Raw genomic sequence first — 17,786 nt, 5'->3', positions numbered from 1 at the left:
AAAACTTCTCTCAATACGAATAGCGAGCAATGTTATCAAAATTGAGTACGAAACCTGCCTCCAGCGCAGTTGTATTCAAGGCGCTGTGGAAACCTCCGTCCCCCCTTAGCAAGCGCCGCGTCCATGCCCCTTCAATTTTCACACCAAACTCGGGCGTAAGGTAGAGGTTGGCCCCAACGCCCAACGCGCCGGCAAACCCAGTTCCATTTTGCGATTGAACCTGATTGAACGCGATGAAAGTTGTGGAGGATTGAAAAGCAGACTCAAACTTCAAGAGTCCGCCGCGCAGCAAGAGATATGGATCAATTCGCGTCTTTTCGACCGGGTGCCAGGAAAAATGTGCCATCCAAATTGTGTCACGATAGAAGCGCCGCGACACCGGCGTCACTTCTGTATAGCGACTTAAGAATAGGGCGCTTGAGCTGCTCGCGTTTGGAAGCAAGAACTGCTCTTGCCGTTGCACGTGAATCGAAGTGCGTGCGATGCTGATGCCGGCGCCTATTTGCGATGAGATGCCGTACTCCAGAACGCCTGTCGCGGACGATTCGCTAGAAAATCTGGCCGGCAAAAGGAGCAAGGGAGACGCAGGAACCGTTCCCAGTACGCGTACCTCAGCTGCACCCAGGGCCGCCTGCGTGCGACGCTCTTGCCATTGGCTGCTCTCTGTTCTGATCAGGTCGCCGCTACGATCAAACAAGGAGCCGCCGCCGCCGGAAAGGAGAATGATTCCCTCATAAAAACCAGACTCAGCATCCGACTGCAGTGACGGAACGGAACCCGTTCCCCCCTCTGCCAGCAATCCGCCTGTGCCAAGCAAAGCCACCGACAGGACCGCCCCAAATCGAACTCTAATCCGCATTTGCTAAAAGTGGTTTAGACGCAAGAATCGGTCAATCGAATTCAAGGGGATATCCGGACACTTCCGGCCGAGCTGAGATTCAAGTGCGCTGCGTTTAGCCCAGCCGCGCCTCAGTGCGGCCGCCAGGGGCGCTCGCTTTGCTTCACCAGTTTTGGTTGTGCAGCGACGGGCTTTCGGCCAAAAGAAATCCCCAGGCTTTCATAGAGCGCAATTTCGCTGACATCTACGTGCCGCTGTTCGATCGCCCTGGCGCAGTCCATGTAGCGCACCTCGCCCTCGCGATAGTCGACTACGGTCACGCCAAAGATTCCCTGGCGGGCTAGCTCTACGGCGCCGGCGCCCACCTGCAAACCGAAGACGGCATCTACAGCAGTGGTGTGACCGCAGCGCACCAGGTGGCTCGGGCGAATCTCGCGCACCTCGGGGATTTCATAGACGCTTTCCACGAACTGCCCGGTCTGCTTCATGAATTCTTTGATTGCCGGGTCTTTCTTCATCCGGCTTTCGATTTCCTTTACGACATACTTGCCAGCGCCCATCAAGGGATAATGTCCAAAGGAATCGGGCGCAACGCTCTTATCGACAAGCTCCTCGCCAGAGGCATCTTTTAGGCCCTCTGCCACGATAACCATCACCGATCCAGCGCGATGATCGCTTTCTCGAATGCGACGGGTAAACACGCTTTTCACATGCTCGTAAAGCAGATCGAAGTTAACCAGCACCTCCGGTATCAGTATGGCATCGGCTTCGGCGGCAATTCCGCCGCGAAAGGCGGTGTGTCCGGCGTAACGGCCAAAGACTTCCATCACAATGACTCGATTGTGGGTATTGCCGGTGGTGCGCAGGTCGCGGGCAAAATCGGCAATGCGATTGATAGTGCTATCGCCGCCGACGCTGTAAGTCATCAGATCGAGGTCCATGGTCTTCGGGGCGTGCAAACAGGGGATGCCTTTGCTGGCCAGATCGACAACTACGCTGCCAGTATCATCGCCGCCGGCAATGACTACCGCATCCAGACCGAACTTCTGCAGGCCTTGCTTGATGCGCTCATACTTTTGTTCGTCTTTGATCTTGGAGACCTTGACGCGCGAGTTTCCCGCTTCGCTGCCAGCCATGTAAACGTGAAACTTTTCCAGCCTTGCCCGATCGAGGCGAACCAGCGAATCGAAATCGATCAGGTTGTACAGACCGGCGTAACCGTTGGGAATCAGGTAGGCCTCGATGCCATTGGCCTCAGCCACGCAGGCAGCGCCCTTGACGACGCCGTTGAGCCCGCCGCAGTCTCCGCCTGATGTGAGAATGCCTATCTTCTTCAGTGCCATAAACCTTTCCCTGCGCCGGCCCGCTCGATCCGACGTCCGGCGGGCATTACTGCAGTCGCACCCCAAGTCGTGTCAATTCCTCTTTGTATTCGCCAGCCTCCTTTTCAAGGCCCGCGCCGGAACCGAGCAAATCAATCAGCTCTGGATCGCGAAAGATGTAGAGGTAGTTGTACAGGTGGTGCAACACCTGTTCGAGGGCGACTTCGATTTTCATGCCATTCAAGCGAGTGGCGCTGACCAGTTCCTCGCGGCCGTAGGGGATGTGGCGCGCCCCCGGCTGAACGGAATCGACAGGAATCGTCCGCGAACGAGCAAAGCGCTCGAGGTCGCCGGAGCTGCGCTCCGTCTCCTGAGCGGAACGCGCATTGTAGAGAACGGTATAGAGGTCGCGGGCAAACAGGTTAAACATTTTGATGCTGGCCCGGACAATCTCGTGGAACTGCTTGTGAATGGCGTCAGTTGGCGGCGTCTTGGTGTGTGAAATAAAGTCGGTGAAGGAGTAGTTGATATCGCGATACTTCTTCAAGAACTGCTCTGATTCTCGAAAGGAAGCGGTGAAGGCGTCGGCATGTTTCTTGAAGAGACCCTGAACAAAGAGCGGCGCCTCCTGAGCATGGGAATGCGCTCCCGCTGAGCGGAAGCTTACCGCACCGATAAAGAGCGTAAGGCAGTTTGAGTCAAAATCCTTTAGAATCGAGTACAGCAAGCGATGCGGCTCGCGCTTGAAGGCGGCGATGTTCGCCTCGCCTACGGCAACATCGCCGTAGGTCCGGCGCACAGCATCAGCAACGACTTCGTCCAGAAAATCCGTAATCAGTCGACCGTTGGCATCGGTCTTCAAATACTCTTCGCGCAGGCGACGAATCTCGCTGATCTGCGACTGACGATTGTTGAACTTGCCCTTCAGATCGCTGATGCGACGGTTGATCACATCGAGAACAGCATCCGGACCGCGGTAGCTATCGAGCGCCGGCCGCCCCAGCTTTAGTTCGGCCGCGAGGTCGTCCCAGCCAACAACCTTCTTGCGCGCCAGACTGTAGATTGCAGCAAAGATGTTGGTCAGCGTGGGTCGACGTCGCTCCAGGTTAAGCAGATAGGCCATCGACTCGCGCATCGCCGGCTGGAGCGGAACCATTTGCTCCCTTTTGCCCAGCGCTTCGATCAAATCATCTTTGAGAGTCTTCTCATATTCGGGAAAAAGCAGGAGCATTCCATAGTACTTTTGCAATTTGATCGTCTGTGTAATCCATTCCTCCGGATTAGGAGTGCGCTGAAACAGATTCTTGAGCTTGGAGATTTCATTGAAAACCTGGAAGGCGGCAATGATCGTATTGTAGCGCGCAGGTTCGAACAGTTCCCAGGCATATCCCGCCGCGCCGCGGAACCCTTTGATCGTTGGCACAACCAGGTCCTCGCGCAGATCGCTGAAGACGCTCAGGCTGCCCGGAGACAACTGGACATTGAGCGAAAAAAGTCCGGAACCGGCAAGGGTTCCATTGGCGCGACCCCAGATCGCCAGTTCGCCGCCAAAGAGACGCTCGAAGAAGCCGGCGCGTACTTCTTTCTTCTTTGGCGGCGCCTTTGCACCGCCGCGAGCTCCGCCGCCTCCTCCGCCGCGCACGGGTCCGCCGCGCAGCGGCGCGCCCTTTTCCGCTTCTCGCTTGCTACGCGCCGCCTGCTCGTCGATTTCCTCGATGCGCTGGATGCGCACAAAGACGTCGCTGGTAGCTGCAACAATACGATCGACCTTCTCCTGCAATTCGGGCGGCCGCGATTTGCGATACAGTTCGCCGAACTTCTGGTGCGCCTGAGCGCCTGTCAGCGTGGGATCCATCGCGACTCAGTTACTCTGGTCGAGAGGATTCTCCACAGTTCTGGCGCCGGCCGGCGGGCGGTAGGAAAAGAGCGAGGCCGAAAAACCGCTAACGGCGCGCACATTGGAAAGGGAGATAGTGAACCAGCTGTCACTGTCGGCGTTGCGAATGCTAAGGCGGCGCAGGGTAAAATCAGGGGCCCAGGCGACCTTGATCTCGCGAATCCGGTTGTTGGGATCGGTCGCTCGGCCAATAGCCTCGGAACCGGCGACGCGGTATTCATAACCGCTGAGGATCCAACCGAGGCCGCCGCTGGCGCCGCCTGCGGTTTGTTTGCCGGCAACGCGCGAAGCAGGACTGTAGACCACCATGCGATTGCCATTGGCCGCAATCACGCGGCCATCGCTCATCTGAAAGTTAAAGTGGCCGCCCTGGTAACTCAGTGTTCCGCTGATTCCGCCGCCAATGGTAACATTGGCGCGAAAGCTGCGCAGACTGTTCATACGTGCTACCACCTGTTGCACCTGCGATGGCGCCTGCGCCTGAAGTCCGCCAGGCGCTCCAAAGACCAGCGTCAGGGAAAGGGCACAAAGCACAAAAGCCGCCTGCCCCAGGGGGCGGCGGCCTGCAAAGCTTTGCCCCGCCTGGCGGCAGGGCAGTCTGTCTTGCATCTTATCCAAGGACCTTCTTGAACTCCGCCGTCAAAGCGGGCACCACGGTGAAGAGGTCGTCGACCACGCCGTAGGTGGCAACCTTAAAGATAGGCGCTTCTGGATCCTTATTGATGGCCACAATGACCTTGGAAGAACCCATGCCGGCCAGGTGTTGAATGGCCCCGGAAATGCCGCAAGCCACGTAGCAATTTGGAGATACCGTCTTACCAGTCTGTCCAACCTGATGGGCATGTGGAATCCAGCCGGCGTCTACGGCCGCCCGGCTGGCGCCAAGCGCAGCGCCGACAACGTCGCACAGCTCTTGCAAGATTGGCCAGTTCTCCGGGCCTTTGATGCCACGCCCGCCTGATACCACCACCGAGGCGTCGGTCAATTGCACTTTGGTTCCGCCGGTCAGTTCCAGATCTTTCAAAACGCTCTTCACTTCGCCGGCGCTGGCGCCGCCATCTTCGACTTTCGAGCCGCTGTGCGTAACCAGTTCCTGTGAGTTGGGGCGAACAGTAATCACGGCAGGCGACTGCACCTTGATATTCGCATAGGCTTTACCGGAATAGACCGGCTTCTTGACCTCGACCGCTGATTCACTGCCCTTCACGGAAACGACGTCAGCCACCAGGGCCCCGCCGAGCTTGACAGCCAGGCGACCGGCATAGTCGCGACCCTGCACTGAGTGCGGCGCCAGAGCCAGTTTCGCGCCTTTCTTTTGCGCGATTTCAGCGGCGATATTGGCCACTCCCTGCGGACTGTACTCGGCCAGCGTGTTCTTTACGACGACGTCGGCCCCGGCGGCCAGCAGTTCTTTGGCATGAGTATCATTGCCGTTGATCAGGAGGGCTATGACCTCTCCTCCGAGGCCGCGCGCCGCCGCCAGCAGCTCCTTCGATACCTTCTTGAGTTCGTCGCCTTTCAATTCTGCGATTGTCAGTATTGCCATGATGCTTTCTCCTGAATGGCTAGATCAGATGACTTTGGCTTCTTCGCGCAGCGCCTTGACCAGCTCACGCGCCTTCGTTTCCGGGGAGTCGCCTTCGATGATTCGTCCTGGCGGACGCGGCGGCGGCGGTTCCATGGATGCCAGCGCTACTTTGGGGGCGCTCACGCCGAGGCTCGCCACATCCACGCTTTCAATCTGCTTCTTCTTCGACGCCATGATGCCCTTCAGCGACGGATAGCGCGGATCGTTCAGGCCCTTGGAAGCGGTAATGACAACTGGCGTCGCCGAACTCATAACGCCGCTTCCGCCCTCTACCTCGCGCTTCACCTTAACCGAGCCGCCTTCAATGCTCAACTCGATAGCGTTGTTGATATTAGCGCATCCCAGATGCTCGGCAATCATTGCCGGAGTCATCGACGACTGCGAATCAATTGCAATATGTCCGGCCAGAATCACATCGGCGCCGGCGCTCTGCAAATATTTGGCAATTGCAGCGGCGGCATAGGCCACATCAAATACGTTATAACTATCGTCCTTCAGCAAGACGGCCTTATCGACGCCAAGCGCGTAGGCGGTGCGCAGCGCTTCCACGCAGCGCTCCGGCCCCAGCGACAGGGCCGTTACGGTGGCGCCATTCTTTTCTTTCTGGCGCAGGGCCTCTTCCAGGGCGTGCTCATCAAAGGGAGAAACGATCCACTTAATTCCAGTTTCGTCAATTCCGGTCTCTTTGGTTTTGATGCGGGTCTCGGTATCGGGGACCTGCTTTACCAGAACGAATATATTCATGGTAGGGAATCCTTCCTCTGTGTTGGGCTCTCAGTAGGCGAACCATGACCGGATCGCCAGAGCAAGGCCTGCGGTCAATGAAATTAGGCCGCCGATGTCTGCGGCGCGGTCTCAACTCTCGCTTTCGCTCAGATCTTCCTCGTCCTCAGAGCTGCCAGGATAGAGTCGTTGCACCAGCTGGATACTGACAATGATGGCAACAATGGCCGTCAGGAAGTTTGCATCACTGTGCAGGAAGAGCCCAAAGCCAAGCAGCGGCGTCAGCAGATGGAGGGCGACATAGTGCAGAAGCGCCAGCGCCTCGTCCAGCCCGCCCTTGCCGCCAAGCAGGCGTCCGATCGAGGCCCGGTAGTAGCCAGCCCAACCGGAGTTCTTTTCTTCAATAGAAGTAAGCGCGTTGCGAAAGCGACGCGGCATGCTCCATGATATTCCAATTACCAGGGCTGCATCAAGCAAACCAGAGATCAAAAAAGGAAGCGACATGAAATATCCAGCGCCCTCGTCCGCGGGCAGGTTCCTTTTCTTAGACGAAGGGTAAAGAGAAAATCCCCGAATGCACTGAGCGAAGTTCGAGGAAAATAGCTGTGAGGATAGGGCCGCGTGCAGTTTGTTGCGGCTATGAGTGCTGCAATGGATTCGGGCGCGGCGATGGAACAAGAGCCCTTCGACCTCTGCAATCCCAGCCAGGAGCACCGCGAGCTGCGCAACGCTGTTGCCGCATTCGCCGTTGGCGAAATTGGTCCGCAGGCCAGCGAGTATGACCATGCTGAACGCTTTAACCTTCCGCTGTTCCGACGGCTGGGCGCTGAACTCGGCATCTTTGGACTGACAGTACCGGCCGAACACGGCGGCGCCGGATTGGATGCCGTAGCTGAAGTAATCGTTCATGAAGAGATGAGCCGCTTTGACGCTGCCTTTACCTTGAGCTATCTGGCGCATGAAGTGCTGTTCGTGAACAATTTGTTCGTCAACGCATCGCCCGCGCAACTGAAACGCTACCTGCCAGGCGTTCTCTCTGGAGAGAAGGTGGGCGCCATGGGCATGACCGAGCCTTCGGCAGGCACAGATGTGCTTGGCCTGCGCACCGTGGCGGCCCGGAAGGGGGATCGCTACATCCTGAACGGCGCCAAGCAATTCATTACCAATGGACCGGAAGCAGATTTTCTAATCGTATACGCCAAACTGGACCACGCGGAGCGACGGGAAATTACCAGCTTCATTGTTGAATCCTCCTGGAAGGGCTTCGCCGTCGGCAAAAAAGAACAGAAGATGGGGATGAAAGCCTCATCGACGGCCACGTTGTTCTTCGAAGATCTGGAAGTGCCCGCGGAGAATATGCTATCGGCAGAAAACGGCGGACTGACCTCAATGATGCGCAATCTTGAGATCGAACGGGTGAGCCTTGCCGCGCAGTCTCTGGGGATCGCAAGCCGCTGCATGGACGAAATGGCCCGCTACGCACTTCAGGAACGGCGAGCCTTTGGCAAGGCGCTTTCCGAATTTGGCCAGGTCCAACGCTTGCTGGCGGACAGCTATGCAGACTATCGTGCGGCGCGCGCCCTGGTTTACGAGACAGCGCGCTCGTTGACGCCGCAGGCGCGACAATCCCTGTCGGCGGCGGCGGCCAAGCTTTGCGCAACACAGATGGCTGAGCGCGTCGCTCGAAATGCAATCCAGGTGCTGGGCGGCTACGGCTACACACGCGAGTATCCCGTGGAGCGCATGCTACGCGATGCAATTCTGCTCAGCATTGGCGGCGGCACCAACGAGGCGATGCAAAAAAATATTGTCGGCGACTTGCGCAGACTGTACGCGACAGGCGCCGTCGGATGAATCTGAAACTGCACGGCGCGCTGGTCGGCATCCTTGCCGCCATTCCCGGCGCCATGTTACTGCTGGTTGCCGGTCCTGGCGAGGGTTGGCTGCACTGGTTGCTGGCGCTGGCGCCATTGCCGCTGGCAGCGCCGGGCGGCGTCTGGGTCGCCAATCGTTCCATGCACAGAAGCGGCCTGCGTTTTGTCGGAGCGTTCGCCGATGCTGCGCTGGTCTATTCGGTAGTCGCGCTGTTGCTGGCCCTGCCGGGCTACGCCGTGTTTCGCGAATATCCGGCGGAGCTGGGCGCTCTTAGCCTTGGCTATTCCGTTCTCCGATTGTCAGTACTGGCGACGATGCTGATGTTTCTGCCTTCCGCCCCGGCGCTGCTGGCCGCAGCATGGAGCATCGAGAATCGAACGCGCCCGCCTCAGCCGCCGAAGGACTAACGCGTCCGTCGAAAAAAGGTTAAGGAGAGCAAAGCAAAACAGACAAGCGCCGCGGCCAGAAATCCGTGCGACCAGAGCGCCAGAAGCTGCGTTTGCATCCAGCCGGCGGCCACCGCGAAAACCACGCCGCCTGATGCCAGAATACTCTCGCGTATGACCAGTCGCCGCAGCTTTCGTTCCTCGCGCAAATCGTAGGCGGTCTGAAACTCGCTCTTGCGCAGTTGCGGATGCAGCGCTTCCTGCAACGCGCCGCGCAGACCGCGCCCACGAAACAAACCAAGCAAACCGCGGCGCGGAAGACCGATGTATCGATCAATATGCGGACGGGCGACGAGGAAAACGTTGACGCGATCGTCCAGGCGCATTGCCAGAGATATCAGCATGGTCAGCGATCGTCCAAGATAGATATAGCGACGCGGCAAACGCAACTGGCCGATCAAATCGCGCAGCCGCAGTCCGACAGTGGAAAGATCGCGCAGCTTGATGACGCGACCAAAGCGCATTGGATTGATTCGATAGAATGAATCTACCTTGAAACTGCCGTAGCGCGCGGTGATTTGCTCAAAGAGATTGGCGTAGAGCTCGCGATCGGCGTCCGGCGCAAGCATTCCCGACTCTACGGCAAGGTCGACAAGCGCCGGCACATCGCGCGAGCGAGCGACCTCCAGAAAACGCCGAAAAAAGCCAAGCATTCGCTCGGTAATGTCCTGCGTTGCGCCAAAATCGACAAATGCCAGACGTACCGGATGCATGGCATCCTCTGGAAGTACGAAGATATTCCCCGGATGAGGATCAGCGTGATAGAAGCGATGCGAAAGAATCATCCGCGCATAAGATTCCAGCAAAAGCTCAGCCACGGCCCCGCGATCGAGGCCCATGCGGTCAAGAGCGGGCAGGTCCATGATTGACGCGCCCTCAACGAACTCCGTAGTCAGAACAGTGCTGCGACTCAGTTCATCGATCACTGCCGGGACCACAATGCGCGGCTCATCCTTCCACTGATCGCGCGCCCGCCGCATGCTCTCGGCCTCATTGAGATAGTCGATCTCCAGTTGCACCATGTTGGCGAATTCGGAGAAGTGCGGCCGGAAATCCAGATGTGGGTAGACGACGAGAATCATGCGCACGGCCAGATTCAGGGCGCGCAAGTCCTGGTGGATGGCGCGTTCCATATCGGGGTGCAGCAATTTGATGGCGACCTTGCGACCATCGCTGATGCGTCCAACGTGCACCTGACCGAGCGAGGCCGCCGCCAGCGGTTGCTCCTGAAATTCCAGGAAGAGTTCGTGCGCATCGCGGCCAAAGGCCTCCTGGAAGCGGTAGCGAATGTCGGCATAGGGCCGCGCCTCGGCGCGATCGGGAACATCTGCAAAGATTTCGGTAAATTCCACATCGAATACATTGGAGACCGTAGACAGATACTGCGCGGCCTTCAGGAAGATGCCGCCCTGCCGCAGAAAGAAAGAGGCGATCTGCTGGGCGCCATTGCGCGTGGCCCGGAAGCGAATGCGCGATCGCCAGTCCGCCGGCAGGAAACGAGTGCTGTTGTATATCACTGCTGAGACCAGCAGCAATCGGAAGGCAAAAAGCAGCGTGGACAGGGTCCGCACGGCGTGGACATTCGCTTTGCGACGGAGAGAGTCAAATTATTTCTTTGCAGACTCCCTGCATTGCAGCGCGCTTGGCTGCCGGAGAAGATAGACGCCCATCGCTGACAGTCTGTCGGCGGGCCGCGCTCCCTCCTCTACCGGCGTTGCCAGCCATGCGAAAAAGTGAAGAGAGCGATGCTCCGCGGATTATCTACGTAGTGGAGTCGGATCCGGCGCTGCGTCAGGCCATCGCCAGCGAACTTTCCTACTATGGCTATGTTTCAGCCGGTTATCCGGACCTCTACGCCGTGCGCCATGCAGTACGCGTCCGACCGCCGATGGCCATTGTAGCCTCCGTAGGAAGCCAGAGCGAGGACATTGGCATGGTCATGTCCGAAGTACAAACTGAATCCTCGCGAGCCTTTCCGGTGGTTTTCCTTGCAGAAGAGGATTCGTTGCAGTTGCGTCTGATGGCCGCACGCTTTGGCGGAGTGGCCTTTCTGCCCTCTCCTCCAGATTTCAATGAACTGGTGGCAACCCTGGATCGATTGGCCACCAGCGAAGACCAGCCGCAGTATCGCATCTTGATTGTAGAGAACGACGCCGCTGCGCGCACAAAATACGCCGCGATTCTCTCCGCAGCCGGCATGCAGGTCCAGGCCGTGGCCAGCCCGGCGGAAGCGCTGCAAGCCATCGCCGAATTCGATCCGGAACTTCTGCTTTTGAACATGTACTATGATGAGTGTCTGGGCGGGGAATTGGCCCAGGTCATCCGTCAGCATCAGCAGTACGTGTCGCTGCCGATCGTTTTTCTTTCAGGGGAGGAGAATCGCGAACGCCAATTGAGCGCTATGGGCCGCGGCGGCGATGACGTTCTCCTGCAACCGATTCAACCCGCTCATCTGGTTTCCTCCGTTACCGCCAGGGTAATGCGTTCGCACTCCGTCCGACAACTGATGGTGCGCGACAGCCTGACCGGGCTACTCAATCATACCGCCCTGCAACAGCGCCTGGATTTTGAGCTGGCCCGCGCCGCTCGCGAGGGCGGCAGCCTGTGCTTCGCCATGACGGACCTCGATAAATTCAAGCGCGTCAACGACACTTACGGTCATTCGGCAGGCGATCAGGTAATCAAGAATCTGGCTCGCGCCTTGAAGTTGCAGTTGCGATCCAGCGATGTGGTGGGCCGACACGGCGGCGAAGAATTCGGCATTATCTTGCCGGGCGTCGATCGCAATCTGGCGCGCCAGGCGCTGGAACGCGTGCAGCAATCCTTTGCCCGGATAGTCCATCGCTATGGCGCAGCGCAATTTCAGTGCAGCTTCAGCTGTGGCGCGGCTTTCTACCCTGGGCATGAGGACGCGCGGGGCCTGGTGGACGGCGCCGATCAGGCGCTCTATGCCGCCAAGGGCGCCGGCGGCAATGTCACCATGTTTGATGCTCCGGGCGCCTGAAGCGCCCGCAGCGCAAGCTCAGGTAACTGACGATTTCAACATGATGCGGTCCAGCACCGCCGGGGCCACGCGACTGAGACCCAGTCCAATGATCTCTTTGACGCGCGAGGGATAGACATCGCGACGGCGCAGCTCAATGCCGCGCAAAATGCGCCGCGCCACAAAATCCGGGCGCAGTCCGGCCGCCGTATTGTCGCTCTCTTTGTCGTGCGACTCGCCCTGTGAATTCAGTGCGCGGCGCGTAATCTCCGTACTGACAAAGCCAGGCGCCACCGACATGACGTGCACTCCATGAGCAGCGTTTTCCAGACGGACGCTATCGAGATATCCCTGCAAGGCGTGCTTGCTGGCGCAATAGCCGGAGCGCAACTGCGTAGAAAAGTGACCCATCATGCTGGATACGCCTACAAAGTGGCCGCGACTGCGACGCAGGGCGTCAATCGCATGTTGGTACATATATATGATTGGATAAAAGTTAGTAGCCAGCAGCCGATCGACAACGCTCAGATCGGTCTCTTCAGCCAGGCCGCGCATACTAACGCCGGCATTGTGGATTACTGCATCCAGCCGGCCATACTGCTTCAGGGCTGCATCAATAGCAAAGCGACAATCCGCTTCCACGCTGACATCGCCGCGCACCATCCATTGGCCGGTGATAGCCTGTAGCGAGCGTAGTCGCTCTTCGGTTCGAGCCATGGCGACTACGTTGGCCCCGCGACGAGCCAGCTCCAGCGCCAGCTCGCGTCCAATCCCGGAGCTGGCGCCGGTTACCAGCACCGTCTTCCCGCTGAAGTAGCCGCGCGCCGAGGCCGTGGTCTCTGCTGCGCGACGCGCGGGCGCCAGAAGTTCCGCGGCGCGATGGTTTTCCATCGAACTCTGAGCTTGCAGCTCGACGCGCGACGGCCGACCACGTTGCGCCGGAAGCACCTCGGCTACTGGAGTTTCCACCAACAACGAGGGCGCTGCGGATGTTGATGCCTGTCCCATGAAGGCCGGCGATGGCGCAGCCTGAACCTTGGTCTGAGATCCCGGCAGAGCGCCGCCGGCCAGCCAGTTTGCGACGCGTGCAAAGAACGAGGCCAGACGCATGCGCAGCCGTCGAAAGAAACCCATCCCCGCTGCCGAGGGCGCCCCTGCCGGCGCAGCAATTGCCCCGTACTGGTTGCGCACGCCAAAGATATTTTGCGGATCCAGCGCCTCCTTCATGCGCTCCTTCCACTGCAGTCCTGCCGGCGACAGAATTTGTGGCATAAAACTGGTACGCAGCTTGCCGACTCCGTGGTGGTGCGACAACGAACCGCCCGATTTCAAGATCTCCTCGCGGGCCGCATGCTCAATTTCATTGAAGACATGGTGTGGGTTGGGCACATCCTTGGCGTAAAACGCAAAGTAAAAGTATATGACTGCGCCGGTCTCATAGATCTGCGTCAATCGCGCGGTAACAAAGGGCTTGCCAGGCAAATTGCGGCGGGCGTGCTCCTCAGCGACGCGGCGCTTGACATTGTTCACTACGTCATGAACGCGAGTCCAGGGCATCGAGGTCTCAAAGGACTCCGCCATCAAGTAGTGGTTCATCATGAAGTCGCGGATATAAGCGATGCCAAAGGTTAGTTGATAGCCGCGCTCGCCATTCTCTCCGCCGCCTCGTAATCCCCCATAGCGGCGGGCGATGCCGTAAACCTGTCGCTCCTGAGCTTGCACCTCTTCCGCCCGACCCTCAAAGACCAGGGTGCAGGCTGTCATTTGATCCGGATCAAAACCCTTGATCTGTGTTACGAAGAGCTTCTGCAGGCGACTCTTGCGCCTGTGCCAGGCGCTTTCGTTTGGATCGGCGGGCTTGAGCGCCATGCTCAATTGAAACTGCAAATTATCTACCAGGCGCGCCGAGGCTGGCCAGGAACTCTGGCGAGATAACTCGTACATGAATTGCACGCCGCTTTCGAAATTGGGGAAGATCACTGAACCGTAGCGCTTTACTTCCGGCAGCGGAAAGAGCTTTACCACCGCCTGGGTGACAACGCCCAAATTGCCCTCCGATCCAAACATCCAGAGTCTGGGGTCGATGCCGGTGGATTCTCGCGGCCCTGCCGAAAAGCGACGCACGATTCCCAGCGGGCCGACCACATTCATATCTACGATTAGATCTTCTATGTTTCCATACTTGTTCTTTTTCATCCCGCTGGCATGGGTGGCAATCCATCCTCCAAGGGTGCTGAACTCGATGCTATCCGGCTCATGGCCCATGGTGTAGCCATAGCGCGCAAGATGGGTCATGATGTGCCGGCCAACGGCGCCAGCCTGGATACAGGCCGTATGATTGATCGGATCGATCCAGAGTACGCGGTTCATCCGACTCATATCAATAGAACAAATCAGACGCTCTTCATCCGCAGGGCAACGCAACGCTTCCGTGACGTTGGTACCGCCGCCGTAAGGAATCAAGCAAACATTGCGCCGAATGGCCGCTCCCACCAGACTCGCAACCTGCGACTCATCCGCCGGATAGACGACCCGATCTGGCACGCGCGGCAGCGAGCCGTTCTTGATCAGGTACATCTCTTCTTGCGTGTGCCCGTGTCCGTGCCGCTGTCGGATTCGCTCGTCCGCTGTAATCTGGTCTTCGCTCAGGAACTTGCGCAAATCCTCTTCGAAATGCGCATTGCGCCGCGGCGCCGGAATTCCCTGGCCATAGTGCGAGGGCCTGGTATCGCGCGCGTCAACTTTGAGGCCAAGGACATCCTCAATCCAGGGCAGCAGTCGGGTCAGCTCGCTGCCGGACAGCGCATAGCGGCGGCCGGTAAGCTCGACGTGGCCGCGGTCATTGATGATAAAACGCGTGTCCTTGAAGCCCCACACATCGAGACTCTCGCGATCGGCCGGATCGTAGGTCATTGGTTCGGGACTGAAGCGCGCATCGCGCAGGGTCGCGCCGGCCGGCAATGTAGCGCTGCCGGTCGCTTCTTTGCCGCGGTAGCGTCTGGCCAGCGCTCGCAGGCCGGCCACGGCGGCGCCAGCCAGACGCGTATTGCGCCGCCAGCGCTGGAGTTTCTTGAGTTTGTTTTCGCTCATCAGGATTCTCCCTGCGATCCGATGTCATCGTCGCTTTGCGCCTTGCCGTGAATGGAGCGCACCGCTTCTTCCAGGCTGCGGGCAATATGGGCGTAGGTTTTGGTCGGCGAAAAGCCGCGTGTTTGTTCCTCAAGTTCTTCGTAAGAAACAAGTTTACCGATCTGTACGCGCACGTCGGCGCGGCGCACAAGGGTCTTTCCCTTGGGGAGCGCTACATGCGTATTGTAGAGCCGCAATGGCAATACGTCGGCGCGGGCATGCTGCACCAGATAGCCCAGGCCATGACGGAAGGTGCGCATCTTGCCGTCCGGCGAGCGCGTGCCCTCCGGAAAGATCAGCAGCGGTCCGCCCTTTTGCAAGAATTCCAATCCGTGTTTCAGCGCCTTGCCGTAGCTGGAATTGTCGGCGCGCTCCACTGGAATGAGATTCAGGAAATTGCCAAAGAAGGTCGACTTCAAGAAGCGATCAAAGAAGTAATCGCGCGCCGCCAGGATGCCCATATCGCGGGCATAGTCGCCCAGGCTGTACCAGACCAGGCCGTAGTCCAGGTGACTGGCATGGTTGGCCACCAGGATCACGTTGTTATTGTTCAGCGGGATGTTGTCGCGGCCGGCGACTCGCGCTCGCACCACTCGTCGATAGAACCACATCTGCAGACGGTAGAGCATCTCCGCGGTAGGTTCGCGGATGAAATCCGGAATCTCGACGCCGTCCTCCGGCAGCGAGAACAGACCGCCTTCGCTGCTTTCGGCCAACTCCTCCTGACGACGGTCCAGCAGACGCTCCAGCTTGGCCGGGGCGCCCATGTCCAGCAGCCCCTTGCCATCGACATCAATGCCGCCAATCAGAGACACATGGGCGGCGAAACGATCGCGAGCCTCGGGGCTCATTTCTGAGTACTGATTTACAGCAACGCCGTCGGTAAAGTGTCGCACATGCTGCCGGATCCAGGCCGAGGAAACCAGTTCCTCTTCCTGCTGACGCGCAGCGCGCGCCGCCTTGCGCTTTTCGCGCGCCGTTTTCAGACGCTGGGCTGCAGCTCGTCGCAGCAGATGGACGCGATCGCTGAAATCCATATCGCTGCTGGCAAACACCGCGCGCAGCGAGGCGATGCTGTTGGCGCCCTCGCTCTTGTCCGGACTCTTTCGACCGATCTGATCAATGGACTTGAAACGTTTGTCCAGAACCGGAAAGATCCACTTAAAGACCGAGTCCATGTGGTAGTTCGCCAGGTAGTCGATGAAATCGATCTGGTAAGGGTTGAAAAAATAAATCTCGCTCTCTTCGGGAGGCAGACGTCGCCAGAGGTCGACGCAGTTCTGATTTTCGAAAATCGGAAAGCCGTGATTCATGAAGGGCATGAACTCGCCAAAGATGCGATTCTTGACGTGGCTCAGCTGGTAGTAGCGCTCCACATTGCCCTGCACGCGTTGCACCATTTCGTGCGCCAGACCGGGCAACTTGCGCGCCTCAAGACGCTCCAGACTGTCGCGGGCGCGGCTGAGAATCTTGAGCATGCGCGGGCTGGAGAACTTCTGAAACTGCTTTTTGGTCACCGGATAGGTTTCCAGATGACGGTGCATGAAACGCTGGTAGCGCGGCAAGGCCGGGTCATTCATGGCGCGCAGTTTTACCTGCAGCACGTTGAGCAGTCGATTGGGCGTGACCGGCGTATCGATGCCGCCGGCGGCCAATTGATAGACTGGCTTGTGCTCATCAGCAAGCAGAGCAGCCATCGCCAGAATCGTGCCGGCAGCCACCAGATCGACCTGAATGATATCCAGGCGCGCTTCCTGTCGTTCGCCCGGCGCGGTGGAGATGCTGGGCAACATCCGGTGGCCTTTGTATATGAGATACATCAAAGGCGCAGAACCCTGAATGCCCTCATTCCATCCGGCAAAGGGATACTTGATTGCCGTCTCCACAATCGACGGGCGCACGATGGTATAACGAATCCGATCCTCGCGCGCCTTGACAATCAGCTCTGCCAGGGTCTTGGTATAGGTGTAGACGTTGGGGCGATTCAAGCGCTCGGCGCGCTCGCGGCCGGCGCGGATCAGTTCTTCGCGCAGCGCCATGGTGCGCAGATTCTTGGCCGTCTTTTCCGCCAGTCGATCGCTCACATCCTCGCGACCGAAACGCTTCAATTCTTGCCAGGCCTGAGCGCGAAACTCGTCCATCTTTTCCGGACGCTCGAAATTTTCTTTCAGGCGCGCAGCAACGCGCGCCGCCTCCGCCAGTTCCCGCTCCGCATCAATAACGATTTCGTTTCCCGAGGCGTTGACCACTCGATCGCTGACCACAACTTCCGGCGCGCGATCGGGATAGCGCTGGCGGTCGGCGACGTAGCAGGTGGAAATGTGGACGTAGCGCCGCGACTGCGTCGCCTCTACAAAATCGAGCACCTCGCGGGTGGCGATGGCATTGGCGTTGAGCGAAAGATCGAGCGGCGGATTGAATTCGACATTGCCGGCAGTGTTGAGCACAACATCGACCTCAGCCAGCAGCAGCTCTCGCACCTCCGGCTTCAAATTCATGCCTGTGCGCGCCGCATCGCCCTCCACCACTGTGATCTTCTCGGCGGCCAGGCGACGAAAATATTCGCGATCGCCCTCAACGGTGGTAAACACCGGAGACTCCAGGATTTCCTTTTCCAGCCGATCCTGTCCGGTGCGCCCATGGGTAGGACGGATCAGCACATAGATGCGCTCCATGACTGGCGAATACTTGAGGAGCATATAGAGCATGACGCGGCCCAGAAATCCGGTGCCGCCGATCATCATGATCTTCTTGCCGTCGAGGGTTTGGCGAACGCTGAATGCGCCGGCCGCCGCAGACATCGCCGCACCGCGCAGCGACTTTGCCGCTTCGCTGCCGGAAAAATGCGGCCCGCCATCGAGCGTCGCCGCGCCGCTTTCGCGCCGCTCGCGTTCCGCAACATAGGAACGCAGTGCATCGAGACTCATCGAGTCAAGCGCCGGCCCCTCGCCTTCGGTTGTGCGTTTTTTTCGAGCTGTAGCCATG

At 58.7% G+C, this 17,786-nt stretch carries 13 protein-coding genes; 3 read left to right on the top strand and 10 right to left on the bottom strand.

Annotated features, from left to right (window positions below):
* Positions 1–10: 10 nt before the first annotated feature.
* The 7 genes from K1X75_01035 to K1X75_01005 all read right to left on the bottom strand — a co-directional run bounded on the left by K1X75_01035 (position 11) and on the right by K1X75_01005 (position 6,872).
* Positions 11–859: a hypothetical protein gene (locus tag K1X75_01035; GenBank protein ID MBX7056617.1), complete on the bottom strand. Its 849-nt coding sequence runs from the start codon at positions 857–859 to the stop codon at positions 11–13.
* A 110-nt stretch (positions 860–969) separates the two neighbouring features.
* Positions 970–2,181, bottom strand: coding sequence for a 6-phosphofructokinase (locus K1X75_01030; GenBank protein ID MBX7056616.1), 1,212 nt, complete (start codon positions 2,179–2,181; stop codon positions 970–972).
* 46 nt (positions 2,182–2,227) lie between these two features.
* Complete coding sequence (locus K1X75_01025) at positions 2,228–4,015, bottom strand: hypothetical protein (GenBank protein MBX7056615.1); 1,788 nt, start codon at positions 4,013–4,015, stop codon at positions 2,228–2,230.
* 6 nt (positions 4,016–4,021) lie between these two features.
* Complete coding sequence (locus tag K1X75_01020) at positions 4,022–4,666, bottom strand: hypothetical protein (protein ID MBX7056614.1); 645 nt, start codon at positions 4,664–4,666, stop codon at positions 4,022–4,024.
* Position 4,667: 1 nt separating this feature from the next.
* Positions 4,668–5,606: an electron transfer flavoprotein subunit alpha/FixB family protein gene (locus K1X75_01015; GenBank protein ID MBX7056613.1), complete on the bottom strand. Its 939-nt coding sequence runs from the start codon at positions 5,604–5,606 to the stop codon at positions 4,668–4,670.
* Between the two features lie 21 nt (positions 5,607–5,627).
* Positions 5,628–6,389, bottom strand: coding sequence for an electron transfer flavoprotein subunit beta/FixA family protein (locus tag K1X75_01010; protein MBX7056612.1), 762 nt, complete (start codon positions 6,387–6,389; stop codon positions 5,628–5,630).
* 111 nt (positions 6,390–6,500) lie between these two features.
* Positions 6,501–6,872, bottom strand: coding sequence for a hypothetical protein (locus K1X75_01005; GenBank protein MBX7056611.1), 372 nt, complete (start codon positions 6,870–6,872; stop codon positions 6,501–6,503).
* 165 nt (positions 6,873–7,037) lie between these two features.
* On the opposite strand from K1X75_01005, the gene K1X75_01000 reads away from it, so the two are divergent.
* Positions 7,038–8,222 carry an acyl-CoA dehydrogenase family protein gene (locus K1X75_01000; GenBank protein MBX7056610.1) on the top strand — a complete coding sequence of 395 codons (1,185 nt, stop codon included), beginning with the start codon at positions 7,038–7,040 and terminating at the stop codon, positions 8,220–8,222.
* Positions 8,219–8,650, top strand: coding sequence for a hypothetical protein (locus tag K1X75_00995; protein MBX7056609.1), 432 nt, complete (start codon positions 8,219–8,221; stop codon positions 8,648–8,650). Before K1X75_01000 ends, K1X75_00995 begins: the two co-directional genes overlap by 4 nt.
* Here the strand turns inward: K1X75_00995 and K1X75_00990 are convergent.
* Positions 8,647–10,260 (bottom strand): hypothetical protein, encoded by a 1,614-nt coding sequence (locus K1X75_00990; GenBank protein MBX7056608.1) that lies wholly within the window; start codon positions 10,258–10,260, stop codon positions 8,647–8,649. The genes K1X75_00995 and K1X75_00990 overlap by 4 nt on opposite strands.
* A 152-nt stretch (positions 10,261–10,412) precedes the next feature.
* Here K1X75_00990 and K1X75_00985 point away from each other — a divergent pair, with 152 nt between their 5' ends.
* Entirely contained in the window at positions 10,413–11,693 is a 1,281-nt protein-coding gene (locus K1X75_00985; protein ID MBX7056607.1) for a diguanylate cyclase, read from the top strand.
* 18 nt (positions 11,694–11,711) lie between these two features.
* On the opposite strand, the gene K1X75_00980 is transcribed toward K1X75_00985, so the two are convergent.
* Positions 11,712–14,762 (bottom strand): SDR family oxidoreductase, encoded by a 3,051-nt coding sequence (locus K1X75_00980; protein MBX7056606.1) that lies wholly within the window; start codon positions 14,760–14,762, stop codon positions 11,712–11,714.
* On the bottom strand, positions 14,762–17,785 hold the full coding sequence (locus tag K1X75_00975; protein ID MBX7056605.1) for an SDR family oxidoreductase: 3,024 nt from the start codon (positions 17,783–17,785) through the stop codon (positions 14,762–14,764). The genes K1X75_00980 and K1X75_00975 overlap by 1 nt, the downstream gene beginning before the upstream one ends.
* Position 17,786 lies beyond the last annotated feature (1 nt).

The organism is Leptospirales bacterium, assembly GCA_019694655.1.
GTDB lineage: Bacteria > Spirochaetota > Leptospiria > Leptospirales > Leptonemataceae > SSF53.
The sequence above is the reverse complement of the archived record's forward strand: the minus strand, read 5'-3'. Positions and strand labels throughout refer to the sequence as shown.

What these genes read in the sequence shown, in the direction of transcription:
- K1X75_01035 (MBX7056617.1), bottom strand. Translation starts at nt 859, where the DNA reads ATGCGGATTAGAGTTCGATTTGGGGCGGTCCTGTCGGTGGCTTTGCTT.
- K1X75_01030 (MBX7056616.1), bottom strand. Translation starts at nt 2,181, where the DNA reads ATGGCACTGAAGAAGATAGGCATTCTCACATCAGGCGGAGACTGCGGC.
- K1X75_01025 (MBX7056615.1), bottom strand. Translation starts at nt 4,015, where the DNA reads ATGGATCCCACGCTGACAGGCGCTCAGGCGCACCAGAAGTTCGGCGAA.
- K1X75_01020 (MBX7056614.1), bottom strand. Translation starts at nt 4,666, where the DNA reads ATGCAAGACAGACTGCCCTGCCGCCAGGCGGGGCAAAGCTTTGCAGGC.
- K1X75_01010 (MBX7056612.1), bottom strand. Translation starts at nt 6,389, where the DNA reads ATGAATATATTCGTTCTGGTAAAGCAGGTCCCCGATACCGAGACCCGC.
- K1X75_01005 (MBX7056611.1), bottom strand. Translation starts at nt 6,872, where the DNA reads ATGTCGCTTCCTTTTTTGATCTCTGGTTTGCTTGATGCAGCCCTGGTA.
- K1X75_01000 (MBX7056610.1), top strand. Translation starts at nt 7,038, where the DNA reads ATGGAACAAGAGCCCTTCGACCTCTGCAATCCCAGCCAGGAGCACCGC.
- K1X75_00995 (MBX7056609.1), top strand. Translation starts at nt 8,219, where the DNA reads ATGAATCTGAAACTGCACGGCGCGCTGGTCGGCATCCTTGCCGCCATT.
- K1X75_00985 (MBX7056607.1), top strand. Translation starts at nt 10,413, where the DNA reads ATGCGAAAAAGTGAAGAGAGCGATGCTCCGCGGATTATCTACGTAGTG.
- K1X75_00980 (MBX7056606.1), bottom strand. Translation starts at nt 14,762, where the DNA reads ATGAGCGAAAACAAACTCAAGAAACTCCAGCGCTGGCGGCGCAATACG.
- K1X75_00975 (MBX7056605.1), bottom strand. Translation starts at nt 17,785, where the DNA reads ATGGCTACAGCTCGAAAAAAACGCACAACCGAAGGCGAGGGGCCGGCG.